The organism is Bartonella sp. HY038, assembly GCF_014117425.1.
Taxonomy (GTDB): domain Bacteria; phylum Pseudomonadota; class Alphaproteobacteria; order Rhizobiales; family Rhizobiaceae; genus HY038.
Map to the genome: position 1 here is coordinate 1,879,374 of NZ_CP059725.1, position 22,334 is coordinate 1,901,707.

The 22,334-nt window shown below is 41.3% G+C and carries 18 protein-coding genes; 7 read left to right on the top strand and 11 right to left on the bottom strand.

All coding sequences use genetic code 11. The features are described from left to right. Positions 1–160 precede the first annotated feature (160 nt). Together H3299_RS08105 and H3299_RS08110 are read left to right on the top strand one after the other, a co-directional pair. Positions 161–757, top strand: coding sequence for a superoxide dismutase (locus H3299_RS08105; RefSeq protein ID WP_182417197.1), 597 nt, complete (start codon positions 161–163; stop codon positions 755–757). A 503-nt stretch (positions 758–1,260) separates the two neighbouring features. Then, on the top strand, positions 1,261–1,608 hold the full coding sequence (locus H3299_RS08110; RefSeq protein ID WP_182417198.1) for a hypothetical protein: 348 nt from the start codon (positions 1,261–1,263) through the stop codon (positions 1,606–1,608). 170 nt (positions 1,609–1,778) lie between these two features. Here H3299_RS08110 and H3299_RS08115 read toward each other — a convergent pair whose 3' ends face one another. From H3299_RS08115 to H3299_RS08135, 5 genes are all read right to left on the bottom strand, one after another. Continuing rightward, entirely contained in the window at positions 1,779–4,502 is a 2,724-nt protein-coding gene (locus H3299_RS08115; protein ID WP_182417199.1) for a valine--tRNA ligase, read from the bottom strand. 91 nt (positions 4,503–4,593) lie between these two features. Continuing rightward, entirely contained in the window at positions 4,594–5,433 is an 840-nt protein-coding gene (pssA, locus tag H3299_RS08120) for a CDP-diacylglycerol--serine O-phosphatidyltransferase (RefSeq protein ID WP_182417200.1), read from the bottom strand. Between the two features lie 4 nt (positions 5,434–5,437). Continuing rightward, the gene (locus tag H3299_RS08125; RefSeq protein ID WP_182417201.1) at positions 5,438–6,136 is read right to left on the bottom strand and encodes a phosphatidylserine decarboxylase; all 699 of its coding nucleotides are present in this window, start codon (positions 6,134–6,136) and stop codon (positions 5,438–5,440) included. Between the two features lie 294 nt (positions 6,137–6,430). After that, positions 6,431–8,338 (bottom strand): ABC transporter ATP-binding protein/permease, encoded by a 1,908-nt coding sequence (locus H3299_RS08130; RefSeq protein ID WP_182417202.1) that lies wholly within the window; start codon positions 8,336–8,338, stop codon positions 6,431–6,433. Positions 8,339–8,374: 36 nt separating this feature from the next. Then, positions 8,375–9,253 carry a LysM peptidoglycan-binding domain-containing protein gene (locus H3299_RS08135; RefSeq protein ID WP_182417203.1) on the bottom strand — a complete coding sequence of 293 codons (879 nt, stop codon included), beginning with the start codon at positions 9,251–9,253 and terminating at the stop codon, positions 8,375–8,377. Positions 9,254–9,705: 452 nt separating this feature from the next. Between H3299_RS08135 and H3299_RS08140 the strand changes: the two genes are divergently transcribed. Both H3299_RS08140 and H3299_RS08145 read left to right on the top strand, forming a co-directional pair. Further along, positions 9,706–10,266 carry a TIGR00730 family Rossman fold protein gene (locus H3299_RS08140; protein ID WP_182417204.1) on the top strand — a complete coding sequence of 187 codons (561 nt, stop codon included), beginning with the start codon at positions 9,706–9,708 and terminating at the stop codon, positions 10,264–10,266. 73 nt (positions 10,267–10,339) lie between these two features. Then, on the top strand, positions 10,340–11,017 hold the full coding sequence (locus tag H3299_RS08145) for a DUF421 domain-containing protein (protein ID WP_182417205.1): 678 nt from the start codon (positions 10,340–10,342) through the stop codon (positions 11,015–11,017). 177 nt (positions 11,018–11,194) lie between these two features. On the opposite strand, the gene fabF is transcribed toward H3299_RS08145, so the two are convergent. The 6 genes from fabF to H3299_RS08175 form a co-directional block, all read right to left on the bottom strand. Further along, positions 11,195–12,457: a beta-ketoacyl-ACP synthase II gene (gene fabF / locus H3299_RS08150; protein WP_182419706.1), complete on the bottom strand. Its 1,263-nt coding sequence runs from the start codon at positions 12,455–12,457 to the stop codon at positions 11,195–11,197. A 223-nt stretch (positions 12,458–12,680) separates the two neighbouring features. Further along, positions 12,681–12,917 carry an acyl carrier protein gene (locus tag H3299_RS08155; protein ID WP_182417206.1) on the bottom strand — a complete coding sequence of 79 codons (237 nt, stop codon included), beginning with the start codon at positions 12,915–12,917 and terminating at the stop codon, positions 12,681–12,683. A 476-nt stretch (positions 12,918–13,393) separates the two neighbouring features. Beyond that, positions 13,394–14,131, bottom strand: coding sequence for a 3-oxoacyl-[acyl-carrier-protein] reductase (gene fabG / locus H3299_RS08160; RefSeq protein WP_182417207.1), 738 nt, complete (start codon positions 14,129–14,131; stop codon positions 13,394–13,396). Positions 14,132–14,246: 115 nt separating this feature from the next. Next, on the bottom strand, positions 14,247–15,191 hold the full coding sequence (gene fabD / locus H3299_RS08165) for an ACP S-malonyltransferase (protein WP_182417208.1): 945 nt from the start codon (positions 15,189–15,191) through the stop codon (positions 14,247–14,249). A 99-nt stretch (positions 15,192–15,290) separates the two neighbouring features. Next, complete coding sequence (gene alaS, locus H3299_RS08170) at positions 15,291–17,963, bottom strand: alanine--tRNA ligase (RefSeq protein ID WP_182417209.1); 2,673 nt, start codon at positions 17,961–17,963, stop codon at positions 15,291–15,293. 272 nt (positions 17,964–18,235) lie between these two features. Continuing rightward, positions 18,236–19,570, bottom strand: coding sequence for a dihydroorotase (locus H3299_RS08175; protein ID WP_182417210.1), 1,335 nt, complete (start codon positions 19,568–19,570; stop codon positions 18,236–18,238). A 65-nt stretch (positions 19,571–19,635) separates the two neighbouring features. Here H3299_RS08175 and H3299_RS08180 point away from each other — a divergent pair, with 65 nt between their 5' ends. The 3 genes from H3299_RS08180 (at position 19,636) to H3299_RS08190 (ending at position 22,255) form a co-directional block, all read left to right on the top strand. Continuing rightward, on the top strand, positions 19,636–20,532 hold the full coding sequence (locus tag H3299_RS08180; protein WP_246708043.1) for a folate-binding protein YgfZ: 897 nt from the start codon (positions 19,636–19,638) through the stop codon (positions 20,530–20,532). 180 nt (positions 20,533–20,712) lie between these two features. Next, positions 20,713–21,342, top strand: a complete 630-nt coding sequence (locus H3299_RS08185; RefSeq protein ID WP_182417212.1) for an HD family hydrolase — start codon at positions 20,713–20,715, stop codon at positions 21,340–21,342. 331 nt (positions 21,343–21,673) lie between these two features. After that, positions 21,674–22,255, top strand: coding sequence for a tyrosine phosphatase family protein (locus tag H3299_RS08190; RefSeq protein ID WP_182417213.1), 582 nt, complete (start codon positions 21,674–21,676; stop codon positions 22,253–22,255). The last annotated feature ends 79 nt before the right edge of the window (positions 22,256–22,334 follow it).

A 22,334-nucleotide genomic window follows, 5' to 3' on the forward strand; every position in this document is an offset into this window, starting at 1 on the left:
CAGGATATGGGCTTGTCTTTTTCCTGTCATCACACCACATTATCCTATAAGAATCGGAAAAATTATTGCTTGCAATGACCACTCATAAATGGTCGACTGCTAGCCAATAAATGAATAATTCCGTTTTTGAGTTATAAAATCATTTAAGGAGATAGATGAGATGGCTTTTGAATTACCCGAGCTTCCATATGCCTATGATGCATTAGGGCCATATATGTCACGTGAGACTTTAGAATATCACCACGACAAGCATCATCTTGCTTATGTCACAGCAGGTAACAACCTTATCAAGGATTCTGGCTTTGAAGGTAAAAGCCTTGAAGAGGTGGTTAAAGGTAGCTATGGCAAAAACCAACCATTATTCAATAATGCCGGCCAGCATTATAACCACACATTGTTCTGGCAATGGATGAAAAAAAATGGCGGCGGCAATAAATTGCCAGAAAAGCTAGCAAAAGCAATTGAAAGCGATTTAGGCGGTTTTGATAAATTCCGCGCCGATTTTATTGCCGCAGGCGTCGGTCAATTCGGCTCTGGTTGGGCTTGGGTTGCTGTTAAAGATGGCAAGCTTGAAATCATGAAAACACCAAATGGTGAAAACCCACTCGTGCATGGTGCAACACCAATTCTTGGTGTCGATGTTTGGGAACATTCCTATTATATCGATTACCGCAATGCTCGTCCTAAATATCTTGAAGCATTTATCGACAATCTCATCAATTGGGATTTCGTGCTTGAGCTTTACGAAAAAGCATAAGTTTACTCGTTAAGCTGAATAGATTTATAAATGAAAAATCCAGATTATTGTTACAATAATCTGGATTTTTTATTTTAACATCATCATTTAAACTGGCATCAATATTGTACAATAACCTTTTAGAGTTATGTATATTCACCCACGATATTTTATTGATTTACAAAAATCGCCGAATTATTTTAAATTAAGACAGCAAAAAAACTTGCGTTAAAAGTAGCATAAAGCCAAAATAAATAGATTATCAATTTTAATTAACGGATAGGCATTAGCCTTTTATCTTTTCTATTTCGTATATTTATACTTGATCTTTCATAGTAAATATTTTCATATGACACACATTAAATGTATATGATTTATATTGAGTACCATTATTTTTAAATGCAGATAAAAAATATTGAATAATGCAAATACTCAAACTGTTAGTTATGCCAAAAGTTCAAGAATTTGGTAATTTAAATGAAAATACCAAGTACTACAGCTAATAGAAAAGGGAGTTTAACATAATGGCGACGATTGATGTAGATTTTAATAGTATGAAATACGAAGATAATTATATTTATATTGCCGCTTCTATTAGCTATCCGATTGAACAATATGGCTCTGTATCATTTCAAAATAATTTGCCAACAACAAGTGATGAACCAAATGGAGTTGTTAAATTTCAATTGGGACTAACAAAAGGGGTATTTTTCTTTAAAAATGTTGAATATGTTGTCTTTGTTGATAATTCTCTTATTTTTAAATTGAAAGATCGTCAAGAAAACTTCCTTTTAATAAAAAATATCCCTTATGAAGAATATGAAAAATCGCGAGAGGCATTTCGCTCTTGGGGAATAGAAGTTCGAAATTAATTTTGTTTTATAGTGGCACTCTTGATTTTTTGCAAAAGTTAAATGATTAAGAGCAGCGGTTATAAATGATGACTCACTTCAACCTTTTGGATTTTTAAGTACTAGCTGCAGTGAGCACGCCCATTTATGACTGACGCAATTAAATAGACGCACTCTAAAGCCAGTTTATTTTACCCAAGGCGAGCAAGTGCCTTTTCCAGCTTTTCACGCTCTTGCGAACATTCTTCCAAACGAGCGCGCTCAGTTTCCACTACATCAGGACGCGCATTGGCAACAAATTTTTCATTATTGAGTTTTGAAGATAGTTTGCCAATCTCAATATCGATTTTACCAATGCTTTTATTAAGGCGGGCACGCTCGGCATCAAAATCAATCAAGCTGCCAAGCGGAAGCGAGAAAGTAACGCCGCCGAGCACGGTTTGCGCTGCTTGCTCTGGTGCAACATTGGCAAGGGTGATGCTTTCCAAACGGGCAAGGCGTTTTAAAGCGACTTCATGACGCTCTAACCGATCTTTAGTCAGCTGATCGGCTTCAAGCACAACCAAGGGTGCCATAGCACCGGCAGAAACGTTCATTTCTACCCGTAGCGAGCGAATACCAGATACAACATCAATCAACCAATTAATATCATCAGCAGCTTCTTTATCCTGATAATCAATGCTTGGCCACTTCGTCACAACCAGCATTGCATCGCGGCTTTGCCCCTCACCTGCGGTATGGGCCCATAATTCTTCCGTGATAAATGGCATAAATGGGTGCAACAGCTTATAAATCTCATCCAAGCACCAAGCAACGCAAGCTCGTGTTTCTTGCTTTTGCATTTCATCATCGCCGAGAAATACTGGCTTAATAAGCTCCAAATACCAATCACAGAAGAAATTCCAGACAAAACGATATAAGCTTGCTGCTGCGTCATTAAAGCGGTAGCTTTCAATACCGCTCGTCACTTCAGCAACTGTGCGGCTCAATTCTGTCAAAATCCAGCGATTAAGCGATAGGTTAACATTTTCTGGCTTAAAATTGTGGTCATGAGCTGCACCATTCATTTCAGCAAAGCGTGTTGCGTTCCACAATTTGGTAGCAAAATTGCGATAACCGGCAATACGGGTTGGGTCAAGCTTAACATCCCTGCCCTGCGCTGCCATAATAGCCAAGGTAAAGCGCAAAGCATCTGCACCATATTCATCCATCAGTTCTAAAGGATTAATTACATTACCTTTAGCCTTAGACATTTTAGCACCATCTTTATCACGCACCAACGCATGCATATAAATGGTATCAAAAGGCACTTCATCCATGAAATGAATGCCCATCATCATCATACGAGCAATCCAAAAGAACAAAATATCAAAACCAGTAACCACCACACTGGTTGGATAATAGGTCGCAAGCTCTGCAGTCTTTTCCGGCCAACCCATGGTGGAAAAAGGCCAAAGTGCGGATGAAAACCATGTATCGAGTACATCTTCATCGCGCTTTAACTCAACCACTTCTCCATAATGCTTTTGGGCTGCTTCAAACGCTTCTGCTTCGCTTTTTTCTACAAAAATATGACCATCAGGGCCATACCAAGCTGGAATTTGATGTCCCCACCATAATTGGCGTGAAATGCACCATGGCTCAATATTTTCCATCCAATGATAATAAGTTTTATCCCAATTAGCTGGAATAATTGCGGTGCGACCACTGCGAACGGCTTCAATAGCAGGCTTTGCCAATTCTCCTGCATTAACATACCATTGGTCGGTCAATAAAGGTTCAATCGGCACGCCACCACGGTCCCCATGGGGAACCTTATGAAGATGCGCTTCAATCTTGGCAAGATAACCAGCTTCTTCCATCATCTCAATAATAAGCTTGCGCGCGGCAAAACGATCCATGCCGTCAAGCTGATCTAAAAGCTGATTAAGCGTATCAACCTGCTGCAATCCTTCCATAAAACCTTCATTACCGCGCAAGGTAATTTTAGCGTCTGGCGTCATGATGTTAATAGCACGTAAATTATTGCGCTTACCAACTTCAAAATCGTTAAAATCATGGGCAGGGGTAATTTTCACCGCGCCAGAACCTGCCTCAGGGTCTGCATAATCATCGCCAACAATTTTTAACTTACGACCAACAAACGGCAAAATCGCATATGTACCAATTAAAGCCTTATAGCGTGGGTCTTCAGGATTAACCGCAATACCACTATCGCCAAGCATAGTTTCTGGACGAGTGGTTGCAACCACGATAAAGCTTTTTTCATCTTCAACATTAAAGGTCTTGCCTTCAAGTGGATAACGGAAATGCCATAAATTGCCATTAACCTCGCGCGGCTCCACCTCAAGATCCGAAATGGCAGTATTAAGCTTTGGATCCCAATTAACAAGACGCTTATCTTTATAAATAAGACCTTGGCGATGCAAAGTTACAAAAACTTCTAATACCGCTTTAGAAAGCCCCTCATCCATTGTAAAGCGTTCACGCGACCAGTCACAAGATGCACCAAGACGGCGTAATTGATTGGCAATCATACCACCTGATTCATCCCGCCATTGCCAAATGCGCTCGACAAATTTTGTCCGCCCCATATCTCTGCGGCCTGGCTCCTTGCGCTCTGCCAATTGGCGCTCCACCACCATTTGGGTTGCAATACCAGCATGATCCATACCTGGTTGCCAAAGCACATTTTTGCCGCGCATTCGTTCAAAACGAACCAAAATATCTTGAATGGTATTATTGAGCGCATGGCCCATATGCAGCGAGCCAGTAACATTTGGCGGAGGAATAACGATTGCAAAAGCTTCAGCACCTGGTTTTGAACCTGCACCTGCTTTAAAAGAACCTTTATCTTCCCACTCTTTAGCAATACGTGGCTCGATGGCTTGTGAATCATAATTTTTTTCAAGCATTTTTTATCCGATTCGATTCTACTAATTGAGCATCGGCCAATATGGCCAGCAATTTGCTCATTGCATTTTAATTAAATTTGCAGCTCATATTTTATGACGGCGCAATATCTTTGTCAAAATTACGCAGTTTTTCTTTTTGTTCTTGGCGATGATAAGTGAAAACACTGATCGGCAAAAAAATAAGATATAAAAAGGCCGATATAGTAAGTGTAAGCCATGTATAGCTCACCAATAAAACAACATAGGCAACGATCACCAACATAAGCGGCACAACAATATCACGACGCACACCTTTACCGATAGATTTGCCATTATAAACCGGTAATTTTGATACCATCAAAAAGGCAATAGCTAAGGTGTAAATGCTGAAAATAACGCCTGTGACATGATTAACCGGCAAATCAAAAGCACCAAGATAAATGGGTAGAACCAACAGGCAACCACCTGCAGGGGCTGGAATGCCTACAAAATAGTGCTTTTGCCAATCTGGCGTATCGTGACGCTCCAATGCGACATTGAAGCGGGCAAGGCGTAAACAACAAGCAACACAATAGACAACCGCAGCCATCCAACCAAAATTACGTGCTTGATCTAGAATATAGATATAACAGATAATTGCCGGCGCAACGCCAAAATTTATCGCATCAGCTAGCGAATCCATCTGTTCACCAAAAGGCGAAGAGCCGTTCATCAAGCGCGCAATACGACCATCAATGCCATCAAGAACCGCAGCAATAAGCATCATGAAGATTGCACTTTCAAAACGGTGCTCAATCGCCATACGAATGCTGCTTAAACCCGCAACAATGGCTAAAACGGTAATAACATTGGGAACAAGATAGCGCATAGCAATCGGCGCACGGCGCTTATGATGCTCGCTTTCACTATTATTATCTGGTTCAAAAGGAGGAAATGGCGATGCACTTTTCATGTCGTCAATCCATTCTAAAATCAGTTAGGCTTTCGCCATTATCGAACATTGCCAAAACCGTTTCACCGGCAACCGCCGTTTGACCAACCCCAACACGTATATTGGCATTTTTAGGCAAATAAACATCAAGACGCGATCCAAAACGAATAAGACCAAAACGCTTACCAGTTTCAAGCTCTGCACCATCATGAACCCACCACACAATACGCCTTGCTACAAGGCCAGCCACTTGCACAACGCCAATATCGCCATGCTTCGTTTCAAGCACAACACAATTGCGCTCATTGGTTTCACTCGCCTTATCAAGTTCGGCATTAGCAAATTTACCAGGACGATAAACCATAGATTTAATTTTACCATCTATTGGAATACGGTTAACATGGCAGGAAAATACATTCATAAACACCGAAATACGAATAACTGGTTCATCGCCAAGATTAAGTTCTTTAGGCGCTATCATTTCACCAACAAAAGAAATTTTACCATCTGCTGGGCTAACAACTAATCCCTCAGCAACTGGCGTAAAACGCTCTGGATCGCGAAAGAAATAAATACACCAAATTGTCAGTACCAAACCTACCCAAAAAAGTGGAGCCCATGCCCAACCAAGGAGCAGTGAAACCACAAAAAACACCGCAATAAATGGATAGCCTTCTTTATGAATAGGCACAAAATTATTGCCTATGGAACGCATGATACTCATTGATAATCCTGTCTTCTTTAAAATCTGGCGGATTAAGCAATCTTAAAACCAGATCCAATATTATAATTATCTTTCAATTAGCAGACTATGAAAGCATGCGCAAAAAGATAAATGATTTATGTTGGTTTTGTGCGGTCTACATAAGGTAAAATGCACATTTTTTTGGTAATAAACAGTATTTTTTGCCTAAATGAAACAATCAAAAGCAAAAAGGCCAATTCAAGTTACTGAAATGACCTTTTCACAATATTAGATTGCATAACCTTTTAAACAAGCTGCGTCGATAATATCAACCTATAAGGCAGGTTCGCCGCGATCAATTACGCCGAGATCATCATTTTCACGCATTTCACGCAATTTTTGCTCAACCTCAGTCGCCTCTCGTTGGCGTTTCCACATTGATGCATAAAGGCCATTTTCATCAAGCAGCTCTTGATGTCTGCCGCGCTCAACAATTTTGCCACTTTTTAAAACCAATATTTCATCGGCATTAATAATTGTCGATAGGCGGTGGGCGATCACAAGGGTTGTACGATTCTTACTCACCAATTCAAGCGCTTGCTGAATATCCTGTTCGGTTGCCGTATCAAGCGCGGAGGTTGCTTCATCTAAAATGAGAATCGGCGGCGCTTTTAAAATCGTACGAGCAATAGCGATACGCTGTTTTTCGCCGCCCGATAATTTCAAACCGCGCTCCCCAACCATAGCATTATAGCCTTGCGGCAAATTTTCGATAAAATCTGAAATTTGGGCAAGTTCTGCCGCCCGCCTCACTTCTTCAAAACTCGCGTCGGGCCGACCATAGCGAATATTATAGGCAATAGTGTCATTAAAAAGCACTGTATCTTGCGGCACCATTCCAATAGCATGGCGAAGACTTTGCTGAGTTACATTGCGGACATCTTGTCCATCGATGGTAACGGAACCAGATTGAACATCATAAAACCGAAATAAAAGCCGCGAAATAGTAGATTTACCGGCCCCCGATGGTCCAACAATTGCCACGGTTTTGCCGCTTGGCACTTCAAAGCTTATACCTTTTAAAATGGCTCTATCTTCATCATATGCAAATTTGACCTCATCAAAACGAATTGTTCCCCCCTCAACCTTCAAGGGCTTTGCATCCGCTTTGTCAGTAATTTCTTGCGGAACATCTAAAAGATCAAACATCTGCTCAATATCGGTTAGGCCTTGGCGCACTTCTCGATAAATAAAGCCAATAAAATTCATTGGAATGGAAAGCTGGATCATGAGCGTATTAATGAAAACGAAATCACCAATCGTTTGGGTACCATTGGCAATTTCACGCACGGAAAGCACCATCATCATCATTAAGCCAGCACCAAAAATTAACGCTTGGCCAAAATTAAGCCAGCCAAGTGATATCCACGTCTTGACGGCGGCTATTTCATAGCGCTCCATCGATGCGTCAAAACGCTTTGCTTCCATATCCTCATTGCCAAAATATTTCACCGTTTCAAAATTCAACAATGAATCGATAGCACGAGTATTAGCTTCGGTGTCTGAATCATTCATTTGTCTTCGAATAGCAATGCGCCAATCGCTGGCTTTGATGGTAAACCACGTATAGGCAACCACCGTCACAACAACGACAACAACATATTCAAAACCACAGGAAATCCATAAAACAAAGGCTGTTAGCGCAAATTCAAGTAAAGTTGGTGCAGTATTTAAAATGGTAAAGCGAACAATCGCTTCGATCCCCTTGGTTCCACGCTCAATTACCCGAGATAACCCACCTGTGCGCCGCTCCAAATGAAAGCGCAGTGATAATTGATGCATATGAATAAAGGTTTGATAGGCAAGTTTACGCACCGCATGCTGACCAACGGCGGCAAAAAGCGCATCACGCAATTGATTTAAACCTGCTTGAATGATGCGGGCAACATTATAAGCAGCAACCAACATTAATGGCGTAACAAGTGCTGGCATCACCCAGTTAGGCGCAACAAATCTGCCACCTAAGGCTTCGGTTGCATATTTGAAAAAATATGGCACCAAAATAAGCACAAGTTTTGAGGCTACAAGATAAAACAATGCCCATAAAACCCGGCGTTTTAACTTCGGCTGATCTGATGGCCACATATAAGGCCAAAGATTATAAAGCGTTTTAAAAGTTGCGCCAGAATCAGCCGAAACCGTCTTACTGCCGTTATTTTTTCCGGCCGAACTATCACTCATTTTTAAATCTTTTTCTAATGCTTGTGCAAAATTGGTTTATTGCTTTGATGGCAATGCTAATCTTTGCCCAGCTTGAACATTGTGAGGATTTTCCAACACATGTCGGTTCAATTGATATATTTTATCAGCAAAATTATAATCACCATAGAGGCGTTGTGCAATCTGGGAAAGCGTTTCACCTGGGCGAACAACCACGGTTTCAACCGGCTTATTGGCAATATAATATTGTTCATTACTTTTATTTAAATTGGAGATTGTAAAAGGCAAAGTAACATTTGCAAATATTTGCCCCTTTTCATCTAATAATTGCGCCTTTAAAGCATAATCACCTTCTGCAAGCCTGTTGGTGCGCTCGATACAAAAACGCCCCGTTTCTTTAATAAACTCAGAACCTAATATAAGATCAAGATTGTGGATTGCAACCCGCCGATTTGCCGGCGCATGACCACAGACGATAAAGTGCCCATTTTCGTAAGCAATATATTCAACCAAAAAGCCAACCTGCTCTGAAGCGCCGTCATCACCAGATACATTACTTAACGGATAGACAATTCTCTGTGTGCCATTTGGTTCATCAATAATGGCGGTTATCGGAGCGTTGCGATCATTATTGATCGTAAGAATTAAAGTTTGAGTGGACGTTGCAGATTGACCATTTTTATCAGTTGAACGCAAAACACAGCGGTATTCGCCGGTTCCCGGTTTTTTTATAAGGCCAATTTCAAAATTACCTTTTTCCTCAGCTTTCGACTGCCCTAATAATTTGGCACCACATACAAGATCAATTTCACTCAAAGGATCAGCTTTACCAGCAATAATAATCCTACCACGCGCATCAACCAAGAAAGAACCAAAAACTGGTGCTGTAACCAATGTTGGAAATGCAACAATAGGTTGGGCAACAGCAAAATGCATGTGCCTAGCAGATACTGATAACAAAAAGCTTAGTAGCAATATTATAAAAGCTCTAGCGAAAAATTTAACATCTAATATTTGCAAAGGGTTCTCTTGATAGCTATTATTTAAACGCTTCGATTTGAAGCATTATCCAAAATAGCACAAATATACCTTGAAGGCACCCGCTTCAAGAAAAATGCTCGAATAAATTGAGGATTACTATCGTTTATTGGTAAAAACTCAAAAGCTAATAAAATACAGTCGATTTTGCGGCATTTGAAAATCTAAGAAAATATCCTTATTATAAAGGCCAGACCTTATTATAAATGAAAGACATTTAATTTTAATGAAGCTATGCTCTTGGTTTAAGTTTAGATCACTTCAATCATTGAGGTAAATTTTAGCGTTAAAAAAGCAGACTATAGAATAAAGCAAAACTAATATCACTTAATCCGGAAAAGGAATAAAACATGCCAAAAATTGATTATATTTGTGTTTATTGTGGTTCTAGCGCGGGCGAAAATCCTATCTATATCAAAGCTGCTGAAATTTTTGGCGAAGCCTTAGCTAAGGCGAATATTGGTCTTGTTTATGGCGGTGGTAGTCGTGGCATAATGGGGGCTGTTGCCCAAAGTGTAAAAGCTCATGGTGGCAATGTCATTGGTATTATTCCAGAATTTTTATTAAGCAAAGAGGCACCCGATGCCGCAGTCATAGACCTTGATGAGTTAATCATTGTTGATACTATGCATCGGCGCAAAACATTAATGTTTGAAAAAGCGGATGCTTTTGTTACCTTTCCAGGTGGCATAGGCACTTTGGAAGAATTAATTGAAATGATGACATGGGCGCAATTGGGGCATCATAATAAGCCAATGGTTTTTGCCAATATTAATGATTACTGGAACCCCTTAGCAGACCTTTTGCGCCACATGGCCGACGAAGGGTTCTTTCATAGCGCCAGTAAAGTTAAACCGCTTTTTATAAATAATGTTGACGATATTATTCCATTAATAAATAATATTTCTTAAATTGCCGCCTTTTAAATTAATGGCGCGGCTCTAAATAATATTTGTGAATTAGAAAATTAAAAAGAGACGCGTCATGCACGATTACTTTGCAAACTATTCCGATGTTACTTTGAAATTAATTGTCGGGCTTGCGGTATTTTTGTTGGTATTGCGCACAACTGGGCGTGGCAGCCTTAGCCAAATGACACCGATTGACCTTGTAAGCAACTTTGTTATGGGTGGCATTATAGGTGGCGTTATTTACAATCCTGCAACTGGAATTCTGCATTTTTTAGGAGTTTTGTTTATTTGGGAAGCATTGGTGATTTTAGTTAACTATTCTCGTAAACATTTCCCACTTATTCGCGATATTGTTGCAGGTGGTGATTTACCACTAGTTATTGACGGCAAATACCAAATTAAAAATTTCAAACGCATCGGCTTAGATGTAAATGATTTTGTAACTATGCTGCGCATTAAAGGTGCAGCACCCCATGAGGTTGCTTTTGCCAATTTTGAATCGAATGGCTCATTATCGGTTATCAAAAAAGAAGAAGATCGTGTCTCAGTAATTTTAATTAAAAATGGTGAAATCATCAAAGATAATCTTGAGCTTGCTCATAAAACTGAACAATGGGTCCAAGACCAAGTCAAAAAACAAAAAGTCGATCTTGAAAATATTTATCTGGCTGAATGGTTTGAGGAAAAAACACCCACAGGCAGAGAAAGGAATGGTTTATTTATTGTTCCTATACCCAAAGATAGTGACTAAATTCCTCAAAGAATTACAATTTACTAAACTGAGATGACTTTTATCTCATTAAGCCAAAAATTATTTAGGTTAAATCGCAAAATACCAACAATTACATTAATGAAAAAGTTAAAAACCTATCAAACAATAAAAAAGGTGCCCGAAAGGACACCTTTAAAAGGCAAAAAATCTCAAAAACTAATCTTTAAAACGCCGGATAACCAATGACGCATTAGTACCACCAAAACCAAAAGAGTTGGTAAGAACTGTATCAATTTTACGTTCTCTTGCCTTATGCGGCACAAGATCAATTTTGGTTTCAACCGATGGGTTATCAAGATTTAATGTTGGCGGTGCGATATTATCACGAATAGCCAAAGTACAGAAAATAGCTTCAGCAGCACCAGCAGCACCTAGCAAGTGGCCAATAGACGATTTGGTTGATGACATTGACACTTTATCAGCAGCATCGCCCAAAACGCGCTCAACAGCTGCAAGCTCAATTGTATCTGCCATGGTTGAAGTACCATGAGCATTAATATAATCGATATCGGATGGCTCAATACCTGCACGTTTAATCGCCGAACGCATGCAGCGTTCTGCCCCCTCGCCTGTTTCGCTTGGTGCAGTAATATGATGAGCATCGCCGCTCAAACCATAACCTACCACTTCAGCATAAATTTTGGCTCCACGTTTTTGGGCGTGCTCTAGTTCTTCAAGAACGAGAATAGCCGATCCCTCACCCATTACAAAACCATCACGATCCTTGTCATAAGGGCGTGACGCACGGGTTGGATCATTATTATAGCTAGTTGATAGCGCCTTACAGGCAGCAAAACCAGCAAGCGAGATGCGATTAACTGGCGATTCTGTACCACCCGCTACCATCACATCAGCGTCACCAAGCGCAATCAAACGAGCAGCATCACCAATAGCATGAGAGCCGGTTGAACAAGCGGTCACGACTGAATGATTTGGCCCACGTAATTTATGCTTAATAGAAACATAACCGGACGCAAGATTAATGATACGCCCTGGAATAAAAAATGGGGAAATACGTCTTGGACCGCGATCGCGAAGTGTATAACCCGCTTCGACTATGCCTTCAACGCCGCCAATACCTGCACCGATCATTACGCCGGTTGCAATTTGATCCTCATCGCTTTCTGGATGCCAATTAGCATCTTCTAGCGCTTCGGTTGCGGCCGATACCGCATAAACAATAAATGGATCAACCTTACGTTGTTCCTTTTGTTCCATAAATAAGTCAGGATTATATGTGCCGTTTGTGCCATCACCTAAAGGAATACGGCAAGCAATCTGACATGGCAGATCATCGACCTCAAATTCGCTGACACGACGGGCGCCACTATCCCCATTTAACAATCTCGTCCAACTATGCTCTACATTGCCGGCAAGCGGAGAAACCAGCCCTAGGCCGGTAATGACAACACGCCTCATCATCACATCCTGATCTAACATTCTTTAATTAGAATTTTTTTCAATTTAAATCACAAATTCTCAGACTATTGAGCATTTGGTATTTATTTTGGGGTATTCATTTTTGTATTCATTCGCCTTTATAGCAACGAATTAACACACTATAAATGAAAGAAAAGCACCTTTTAAAAGGCGCTTTTTTTCTAAATTTATCAAAACAGCAAAATGCTATTTATGACGAAAATTACGCCAAAGCCTTGTCGATGAACTTAACTGCATCACCAACGGTTAGGATGGTTTCTGCTGCATCATCAGGAATTTCAACGCCGAACTCTTCTTCAAATGCCATAACAAGCTCGACTGTATCAAGGCTGTCTGCACCGAGATCATCAATGAAGCTTGCGCCTTCTGTTACCTTGTCAGCTTCTACTCCAAGATGTTCTTCAACAATCTTTTTTACGCGTTCTGCTGTATCACTCATGTCGGAACCTCGACCTCAGTTGTCCCAGCCTTGAATGGCTTGGGGTATTCAAATAAAGCTAATAGGTGCAAATCAGCATTTTGCTATTTCTTGCACCCTGTGGATATCCCTATTGGGATAAACAGCAGATATCTGCTGCTAGAAATAATCAAAATCATTTACCGAGTTAAAAAGCAAATTATTTTGATCGAAAAAGATAGATCACTAAAAAAAATGATCGACCTCAGATTATCTAAATAGATGCGATAGACCAATTATTAAAAAAATTCAATCGCCATCATCAATAGTTTAAAGCATTTACCATGCAAATAGCACATATAAACGCCCATTTTTTATTTTTTTCACAATTATTTCTAGAAAGCCAACCATTTTTCGCTCTAGAAACATTATAAATAAAATCATAAAAAAGTGATTCAACGGCACTTTTGCAAAGACTTTTAAATCATCAATGCAAATTACCATGTTAAAATCACTTATCAGATCATTGCCATACCACCATTAACATGAATGGTTTGCCCCGTTACATAGCTTGCTTCATCACTAGCAAGATAAACTGCAGCTTTTGCCACTTCTTGGGCTGATCCCATACGCTTCATAGGAATAGCGCTCATGATTGCATCTTTTTGCTTATCATTAAGCTTATCGGTCATGGCTGATTCAATAAAACCAGGAGCAATGCAGTTAACGGTTACGTTACGGCTAGCAATTTCTTGCGCCAATGATTTTGAAAAACCAATGATACCGGCCTTGGTAGCGCAATAATTGGCTTGGCCAGGATTACCAGTAACCCCAACCACTGATGTAATATTGATAATACGGCCAAAGCGACGGCGCATCATTGGATGGGTTAACTCTTTGGTCAAGTTAAACACTGCGGTAAGATTAACGGCAAGAACTGCATCCCAATCTTCATCACTCATGCGAACAAAAAGGCCATCACGTGTAATGCCAGCATTATTGACGAGAATATCAACGCCGCCCATTTCTTCTTCAACGCGCGTACCAAGTGCTTTTACTGCTTCACGATCGGATAAATTGGCAGGGAACACAAAAACGCGTTCACCAAGCTCAGCTGCTAATTCATCCAATTTTTCTTTGCGTGTGCCATGAAGACCAACAATCGCACCCTGCGCATGTAAATTACGCGCAATAGCTTCACCAATACCGCCAGTTGCGCCGGTTACAAGCGCCTTGCGCCCATTAAGTTCAAACATACTTGATCCTCACTGATCATTTTCAAGTCTCTATCATCATGAATTTAGAAATCATAATGGCAATATCAAGAAGCCATTACTTTAGAATGAGCCTCTGTCAAAAGGAATTTTAAAACTAAACACCTAATTCTTTAAGTGCTTCTTCGATTTCTGCACCCGTATTTACTGGACGGCCAATAATATCCTTATTAATACGTCGGGCAAGCCCTGTTAGCACTTTGCCGGTCCCCACTTCATAAAGGGTATCAACATCATTATTGCCAAACCACTCAATAGTTTCACGCCAACGCACTTGACCCGTAACTTGGGCAACCAATAAATCGGCAATCAGTTTTTCATCGCGCACAGGTTCTGCCGTAACATTGGCAACCAAAGCAATAACCGGTTGGTGTTTTTTAACTTCAGCCAAAGCTTCAGCCATAGCATCGCCGGCAGGCTGCATAAGCACTGAATGGAAAGGCGCGGATACAGGTAACATAAGCGCCCGCTTTGCGCCTTTTTCACTTGCCAAGCTTGCGGCTTTTTCAACGGCTGCCAAAACACCCGAAATTACTAATTGGCCGCCGCCATTATCATTGGCTATCTGGCAAGCACCAAGACTTGACGCTTCAGCGCAAATTGCATTTACATCACTAGCTTCAAGCCCGATAATTGCCGCCATACCACCTTGGCCAACTGGAACCGCCTTTTGCATAGCATTACCACGAATACGCAAAAGCCGCGCCGTATCAGCTAAAGAAAACATGCCAGCGGCACAAAGGGCGGAATATTCGCCCAAAGAGTGCCCTGCAACATATTGCACTTTTTGAGGCAAATTTAATCCAAGCGACTGCATTACTTTAATGATAGCCATAGAAACAGCCATTAAAGCAGGCTGAGCATTAGCGGTTAAAGTTAAAACATCTTCCGGGCCTTCAAACATGGTGCTTGATAGCTTTTCACCCAAAGCTTCGTCAACTTCTTCAAAAACTTGTCTAGCAACAGAAAACTGCTCTGCTAATGCCTTACCCATGCCTACAGACTGGCTGCCTTGCCCTGGAAATGTAAATGCAATTGCCATAAGGATTTGCCTCTTTATTAATATTATACTTATTTTTTGCTAATCGTATAGCAAACAATATAATTAGCTACCCCCATAAATTAGGGTAGCTAAAGCTAATTAAACTGTTTTAGCGATGAGCTCTTTAACTGCAGCAATGGCATCATCAGCCTTATCAGCATCTGGACCACCAGCCTGGGCCATATCGGGACGGCCACCACCACCTTTACCACCAAGCACTTCTGTTGCCACGCGCACAAGATCAACTGCACTTATTTTATCGGTTAAATCATCGGTTACACCAATAACAATGCTGGCTTTACCATCTTCGCCTTTGCCGATAAACACCACAACGCCAGAACCAATTTGCCCCTTACCACTATCAGCAAGCGGCTTTAAATCACGCGGTGAAACGCCAGTGACAACACGCCCCATAAAACCAATGCCATTAACCTTTTCAAGCGGTTCATCACCACCATTATTAGAGCCACCGCCAAGCGCCAATTGGCGACGCGCATCACTTAATTCTTTTTCAAGTTTGCGGCGTTCTTCGCTCAGCAAGCGAACGCGCTCAACCACATCATTAACACCAGTTTTCATCAATCCTGCAAGATCATGCAAACGCTCATCTTGATTTTTAAGATATTGACGAGCACCATCAGCAGTCAGTGCTTCAAGACGGCGAACACCGGCAGCAACAGCACTTTCCGACAAAATACGAATAAGACCTATATCGCCGGTGCGGCGTACATGCGTACCACCACAAAGTTCAATCGACCAAGGGCGATTACGAACGCCATTGCCAGCTTCGGCTTCACCCATGGAGACAACACGTACCTCTTCACCGTATTTTTCACCAAATAGTGCCATCGCACCTTCAGCAATAGCATCATCAACCGCCATAAGCCGTGTTGTGACTGCCGCATTTTGCAAGACAATACGATTAGCAATATCTTCAATCTCATCAAGTTCTTCACGTGAAATTGGCTTTGGATGAGAAAAGTCAAAACGCAAACGATCTGGCGATACTAGCGAGCCTTTTTGCGCAACATGGGTACCAAGAACCTGACGCAAAGCTTCATGCAATAAGTGGGTTGCGGAATGGTTAGCGCGAATTTTACTGCGGCGTTGATGATCTACGGTTAATTCAGCCGCTTCACCAACTTTAATTGTACCACTGCGCACTTTACCAATATGAACAAAGACGCCCTCGCCTTTTTTCTGGGTATCAGTGACATCAAAGATAAAATCATCGCCAATGATTGTACCGCTATCACCAACCTGACCACCTGATTCGCCATAGAACGAAGTTTGATTGACGACCAACTGACATTCATCGCCGCTAGCGACACTATCAACCATGACACCATCTTTAACCAAGGCGGTAATAACTGCTTCAAGCTTTTCAGTATCATAACCCAAAAACTCGGTTGAACCAACCTTATCGCGTACTGCAAACCAAACGGTTTCAGTTGCAGCTTCTCCAGAACCAGACCAATGGGCACGGGCTTCTGCTTTTTGACGCGCCATTGCGGTATCAAAACCATCCGTATCAACCGAGATATCACGGCGGCGCAGTGCATCTTGAGTTAAATCGAGCGGGAAACCATAAGTATCATATAGTTTGAATGCAACCTCACCATCAAGCTTACCGCCAGCAGTTAAATCAGCACTTGCCTCATTTAACAAGCCAAGGCCACGTTCCAAGGTTTTACGAAAACGCGTTTCTTCCAGTTTCAAGGTTTCTGATATTAAGGATTCAGCTCGCAACAATTCAGGATAGGCCTGCCCCATTTCACGCGTTAGCACTGGCAATAGCTTAAACAATAACGGATCTTTAGAACCTAATAATTGCGCATGGCGCATAGCGCGGCGCATGATGCGGCGAAGAACATAGCCACGCCCTTCATTTGATGGCAATACACCATCAGCAATCAAAAATGCGGATGAGCGCAAATGATCGGCAATAACGCGGTGACTTGCGGTGAATTCGCCTGCAGCTTTAACGCCAGTAGCTTCTTCTGAAGCTCTAATTAATGTGCGGAAAAGATCAATGTCATAATTATCATGCACGCCTTGCAATACAGCAGCAACACGTTCAAGCCCCATGCCTGTATCAATAGATGGGCGCGGCAAATCCTTGCGTTCATCAAGGCTTACTTGCTCATACTGCATGAACACAAGATTCCAAATCTCGATAAAGCGGTCGCCATCTTCATCTGCGCTACCAGGAGGGCCGCCCCAGATCTTATCGCCATGATCGTAGAAAATTTCCGAACAAGGACCGCAAGGCCCTGTATCACCCATTGCCCAAAAATTATCATTGGTGGCAATGCGAATAATCCGATCATCGGTAAGGTCAGCAATTTTCTTCCAAAAATTGGCAGCATCCTCATCGGTGTGATAAACGGTTACCAATAATTTATCTTTTGCCAAACCAAATTCTTTGGTTAGCAAATTCCATGCAAAGCTAATGGCTTCTTCTTTGAAATAATCACCAAAGGAAAAATTGCCTAGCATTTCAAAAAATGTATGATGGCGAGCGGTATAACCAACATTATCAAGATCATTATGTTTACCACCAGCGCGAACACATTTTTGTGCTGTTGTCGCACGATTATAGGGGCGCGTCTCAAGGCCGGTAAAAACATTTTTAAACTGCACCATACCGGCATTGGTAAACATCAATGTTGGATCATTACGCGGCACCAATGGGCTAGATGAAACTATCTCATGCCCATTGCGATGAAAAAAATCCAAAAATGTTGATCTTATCTCATTAACGCTATTCATAAATCCACCTTGCTGTTACGCACTTTCCCATCATAATCGGGCACATATAATTGTTCGGTTTATAACAATAATGCCATAATATAAAAGAGCTAAGTTATATTTTTTATATTTTTCAACCAAATGACAGCGAAAAAGCATAAAAAATACGCCTTTCTTTTGGTATAACACATAAAATCACACGTCATTTGACCTAAAAACTACAGCTAACAATCAAAAGGCAGCCATGAGCTGCCTTTTTTAATAAATCCCCCACCACTTGAGCTATCAAGCCCCTAAAGCTTGGGAAGAGCTTCAACAAAGCGCACAGTCTGCCCAAGAGACGGCGCTACAATTTCGCCCTCCCACATAACACGATTACCACGAATAACCGTACCGACTGGCCAACCAGTTACCTGCTCACCATCATAAGGTGTCCAGCCAGCGCGTGAACCAACTTGTTCATTGCGAATGGTTTCCTTGCGTTTTAAATCCACAATCGTTAAATCACAATCATAACCAACGGCAATACGCCCCTTTTGAGAAATGCCAAAAATACGCGCTGGCCCATGCGATGTCATATCAACAAGACGTTCTAGCGACAAACGCCCCTTATTCACATGATCAAGCATCAATGGCATAATGGTTTGCACACCGGTCATACCCGATGGTGACTGTGGATAAGGTTTATTCTTTTCTTCCAACAAATGCGGTGCATGATCAGAACCAATCACGTCAATAATGCTTTGTTGTAAGCCATACCATAATTTTTCACGATGGCGCTTTTCACGCACTGGTGGGTTCATCTGAATAAGCGTACCAAGCCTTGCATAATCATCAGCCGATAAAGTCAAATGGTGCGGCGTTACCTCTAGGGTTGCAACATCTTTATGCTCTTGCAAAAAATCAATCTCTTCTGCGGTGGAAATATGCAACACATGAATACGTGCACCAGTCTCATGGGCAATACGCACCAAACGTTGTGTGCATTGTAATGCTGCAATCTCATCACGCCAAATAGGATGAGAAGATGGATCACCCTCAACACGCAAATCTTTGCGTGCATTAAGCCGAGCTTCATCTTCTGAATGGAACGCCGCACGACGGCGCGTATTTTTTAAAATAGAACGCACACCCTCATCATCATCGACCAAAAGATCACCGGTAGAAGACCCCATAAAAACCTTAATGCCAGCTGCACCGGGCAAACGTTCTAATTCTGCTACTTCATGGGCGTTTTCGCGCGTACCGCCTACCCAAAAAGCAAAATCACAATGCATGCGATTTGTTGCCCTTTTCACCTTATCAGCAAGGGCAGCTTCAGTAGTCGTTAACGGCTTGGTATTTGGCATCTCAAAAACAGCCGTCACACCGCCAAGCACTGCTGAGCGAGATCCGGTTTCCAAGTCCTCCTTATGCTCAAGCCCTGGCTCGCGAAAATGCACCTGACTATCAATGACACCGGGTAAGATATGCAAGCCTGTGCAATCAATCACTTCATCAGCACTATTTTCCGACAAGGAACCTATTTGCGCTATTTTGCTACCGATGACACCAATATCACGAATGGCAATGCCATCATGGTTTACAACAGTTGCATTTTTGAAAATTTTATCAAATGTGCGGGACATCACGTTTGCTCCTTGCAGGTTGGCCTTACCCGAATTACGTATTTAATAAAGGAAAGGCAAGGATTATGACAGAGAATCATCCACTAGCAACAGTTTGTGATCGTATATTGATAAAAATTGATGGCGAGGATAGCCAGCATTTCTTGCATAACCTCATCACCACCGATGTTGAAAAGCTTGAAAATGATACAATGCTGCCTGGCGCTTTATTAACACCACAAGGAAAAATTGCCTTTGATTTTCTAATCGGTAAAAAAGGCGAATCGTTTTTTATTGACATTGATAGTGAAATTGCACCGCAATTTATCAAACGCTTATCAATGTATAAATTACGCTCAAAAGTCAATTTAACCCAAGAAAATCAATATATTGTTGAAATATTCAACCAAGAAAACAATGATACTTTAGTTAAAGAATTAAAAAAAGAAAATAATTTACTGTTTTTTAACGATAAAAGATTCTTGTTAAACCAAAACATAATCCGCAACTATAAACTTAACAATAATGAGCAATGCCTTGATAAGAATATAGAAAATTATATATCCTTAAGAATAGCAAATGCTGTGGCAGAAAGCGGCAAGGATTATCAACTTAATGACGCATTCCCCCATGATGTAAACCTTGACCAGCTTAGCGGAGTTTCCTTTAAAAAGGGTTGCTATATTGGACAAGAAGTGGTGTCTCGCATGCATCATCGCAAAACAGCGCGGCGGCGTATCTTGATTGCCAAAAGTAGCTCCCCCCTCCCCCAATCGGGCACCACCATTGAAGCCGACGGCAAACCAGTTGGTACAATTGGCAGCGTTAATAGTGTTGATGGCTTAGCTATGGTGCGCATTGACCGCGTTAAACAAGCAATAGATAAAGCGATCCCCCTAACCGCCAACGGCATTGAACTTACCCTTGAAATTCCATCAATGGTGAATTTTACTTTTCCAGAAAATCTCGACAAAGGCGACTAAAAGACAAAGCGACAAAAACGATAAGTTGACCAAAAAAACAAAGAAAGCGGATTAAATATTAAAATATTGGGTGTAAAACTTTTGAATGGATTGAAATTTGTTCACTATTTGTTTTAATTTAAGCCCTATGCTAAGTTTACTATTCTAAGCTCTTATCATGCAATTCAAAGGTTAGACTCTATGGCCAAAGCCGATAATATTGATGGACAACCACGCGCTTGGCAAAGAATGCTTTCCGGCAGACGGTTAGATCTCCTTGATCCATCGCCTCTTGATGTTGAAATTATTGACATTGCCCACGGACTTGCCCGCGTTGCCCGCTGGAATGGTCAAACACGCGGCGAATATGCTTATTCAGTGGCGCAGCATTCTATGTTGGTTGAACAAATTTTTGTAAGACTGTTTCCTGATTCTACTCCGACCGAACGTATATTAGCACTACTACATGATGCGCCAGAATATGTTATTGGTGATATGATATCACCGTTTAAAGCAGTACTTGGCGGCCAATATGAACTCGTGGAAGATCGCTTGGAAAAAGCCATTAATATTCGTTTTTCTTTACCGGTAAAGCCGTTAAAAAAACTAAAGAAAAACATAAAAAAAGCCGATCGTATTGCCGCTTTTTTTGAAGCAACAAAACTCGCCGGCTTTTCATTGGCTGAGGCCGAACGCTATTTTAGCAAGCCACAAAATGTTAGTCCGGATGGATTAGACCTTATCCCACGCGCAACCCAGCATGTCGAAGGCGGTTTTCTTTCACGCTTCAATGAGCTTGAACAATTACGAGCAAAGCCACCCTTACCTTAGGGTCAGGACCTATTAATTTAAATGAAATGGCACAATAAACAGCAAAAATATACAAGGAGGAAAGCGAAAAGTGGGTGGTATACCCAGTTAAGCTTTACGACGCAGTAGATTACAGCTGTTTTTGTGTCCTTTCAGGATATGAGAAATTTTCGCGATAACTTTGTCGAAGCCCCTTGAAAATATTTATATTTCCTGCGGTTCTTCTCCTTGCTCTCACAAAAATTTCCTCATACCATTTCGTTCAAATTAATAGGTCCTGACCCTAAGCAAAATCATCAATAAAATTAAACTTGCTTAGTCATAATTTTAATAAGCTGAAAGAAGCTATTACATGAATGATAATAATCCAAATAGCTTAGATGTTAACTCAACCAACACACTTATTATCACTCCGCTATCACGGCTAAGATCAATAATAAAGCAGCATAAGCCAAGCCATATGATTACGCTGCTTAGCCCTAATGCTGTTATATTGCGCGATAAAACAATTGCGCCAGAAAACCACCACATATTTTTCTTTAATGATATTAATGAACCGCGCCCTAATTTAATTGCACCGCAAATGCAAGATGTCGTAGCGATCATTGATGCGGCTAGAAATTGGCATTTATCGCAAGGCACATATTCAGGCACAGCTTTATCTCCCCTTCTTATCCATTGCCAAATGGGTATATCACGCTCGACCGCCGCCGCCTATATTATCGCTTGCGCACTGAATGAAAGCATAGACGAAGAATGCCTTGCAATTAGCTTGCGACAATTATCACCGTCCGCAACTCCTAATGCGCGATTGATTGCTTTAGCTGATGAATTTCTAAACCGCGAAGGCAAGATGGTAAGCGCGATTAAGCGCATTGGTCGCGGTGCAGATGCAAGTGAGGGCACCCCCTTCATATTGCCAATTAAGATTTAATTCCATCTATCTTTTTAAATAGAATGTTTTTGATAGCCCCGTACTAATAAAATCATCGGCCGCGTTTAACAACAAGTGC

What these genes read in the sequence shown, in the direction of transcription:
- H3299_RS08130 (WP_182417202.1), bottom strand. Translation starts at nt 8,338, where the DNA reads ATGAGTGATAGTTCGGCCGGAAAAAATAACGGCAGTAAGACGGTTTCG.
- H3299_RS08135 (WP_182417203.1), bottom strand. Translation starts at nt 9,253, where the DNA reads ATGCATTTTGCTGTTGCCCAACCTATTGTTGCATTTCCAACATTGGTT.
- H3299_RS08175 (WP_182417210.1), bottom strand. Translation starts at nt 19,570, where the DNA reads ATGTCCCGCACATTTGATAAAATTTTCAAAAATGCAACTGTTGTAAAC.
- H3299_RS08125 (WP_182417201.1), bottom strand. Translation starts at nt 6,136, where the DNA reads ATGAGTATCATGCGTTCCATAGGCAATAATTTTGTGCCTATTCATAAA.
- fabG (WP_182417207.1), bottom strand. Translation starts at nt 14,131, where the DNA reads ATGTTTGAACTTAATGGGCGCAAGGCGCTTGTAACCGGCGCAACTGGC.
- H3299_RS08155 (WP_182417206.1), bottom strand. Translation starts at nt 12,917, where the DNA reads ATGAGTGATACAGCAGAACGCGTAAAAAAGATTGTTGAAGAACATCTT.
- fabD (WP_182417208.1), bottom strand. Translation starts at nt 15,191, where the DNA reads ATGGCAATTGCATTTACATTTCCAGGGCAAGGCAGCCAGTCTGTAGGC.
- fabF (WP_182419706.1), bottom strand. Translation starts at nt 12,457, where the DNA reads ATGAGGCGTGTTGTCATTACCGGCCTAGGGCTGGTTTCTCCGCTTGCC.
- H3299_RS08145 (WP_182417205.1), top strand. Translation starts at nt 10,340, where the DNA reads ATGCACGATTACTTTGCAAACTATTCCGATGTTACTTTGAAATTAATT.
- pssA (WP_182417200.1), bottom strand. Translation starts at nt 5,433, where the DNA reads ATGAAAAGTGCATCGCCATTTCCTCCTTTTGAACCAGATAATAATAGT.
- H3299_RS08140 (WP_182417204.1), top strand. Translation starts at nt 9,706, where the DNA reads ATGCCAAAAATTGATTATATTTGTGTTTATTGTGGTTCTAGCGCGGGC.
- H3299_RS08105 (WP_182417197.1), top strand. Translation starts at nt 161, where the DNA reads ATGGCTTTTGAATTACCCGAGCTTCCATATGCCTATGATGCATTAGGG.
- H3299_RS08115 (WP_182417199.1), bottom strand. Translation starts at nt 4,502, where the DNA reads ATGCTTGAAAAAAATTATGATTCACAAGCCATCGAGCCACGTATTGCT.
- H3299_RS08180 (WP_246708043.1), top strand. Translation starts at nt 19,636, where the DNA reads ATGACAGAGAATCATCCACTAGCAACAGTTTGTGATCGTATATTGATA.
- H3299_RS08110 (WP_182417198.1), top strand. Translation starts at nt 1,261, where the DNA reads ATGGCGACGATTGATGTAGATTTTAATAGTATGAAATACGAAGATAAT.
- H3299_RS08190 (WP_182417213.1), top strand. Translation starts at nt 21,674, where the DNA reads ATGAATGATAATAATCCAAATAGCTTAGATGTTAACTCAACCAACACA.
- alaS (WP_182417209.1), bottom strand. Translation starts at nt 17,963, where the DNA reads ATGAATAGCGTTAATGAGATAAGATCAACATTTTTGGATTTTTTTCAT.
- H3299_RS08185 (WP_182417212.1), top strand. Translation starts at nt 20,713, where the DNA reads ATGGCCAAAGCCGATAATATTGATGGACAACCACGCGCTTGGCAAAGA.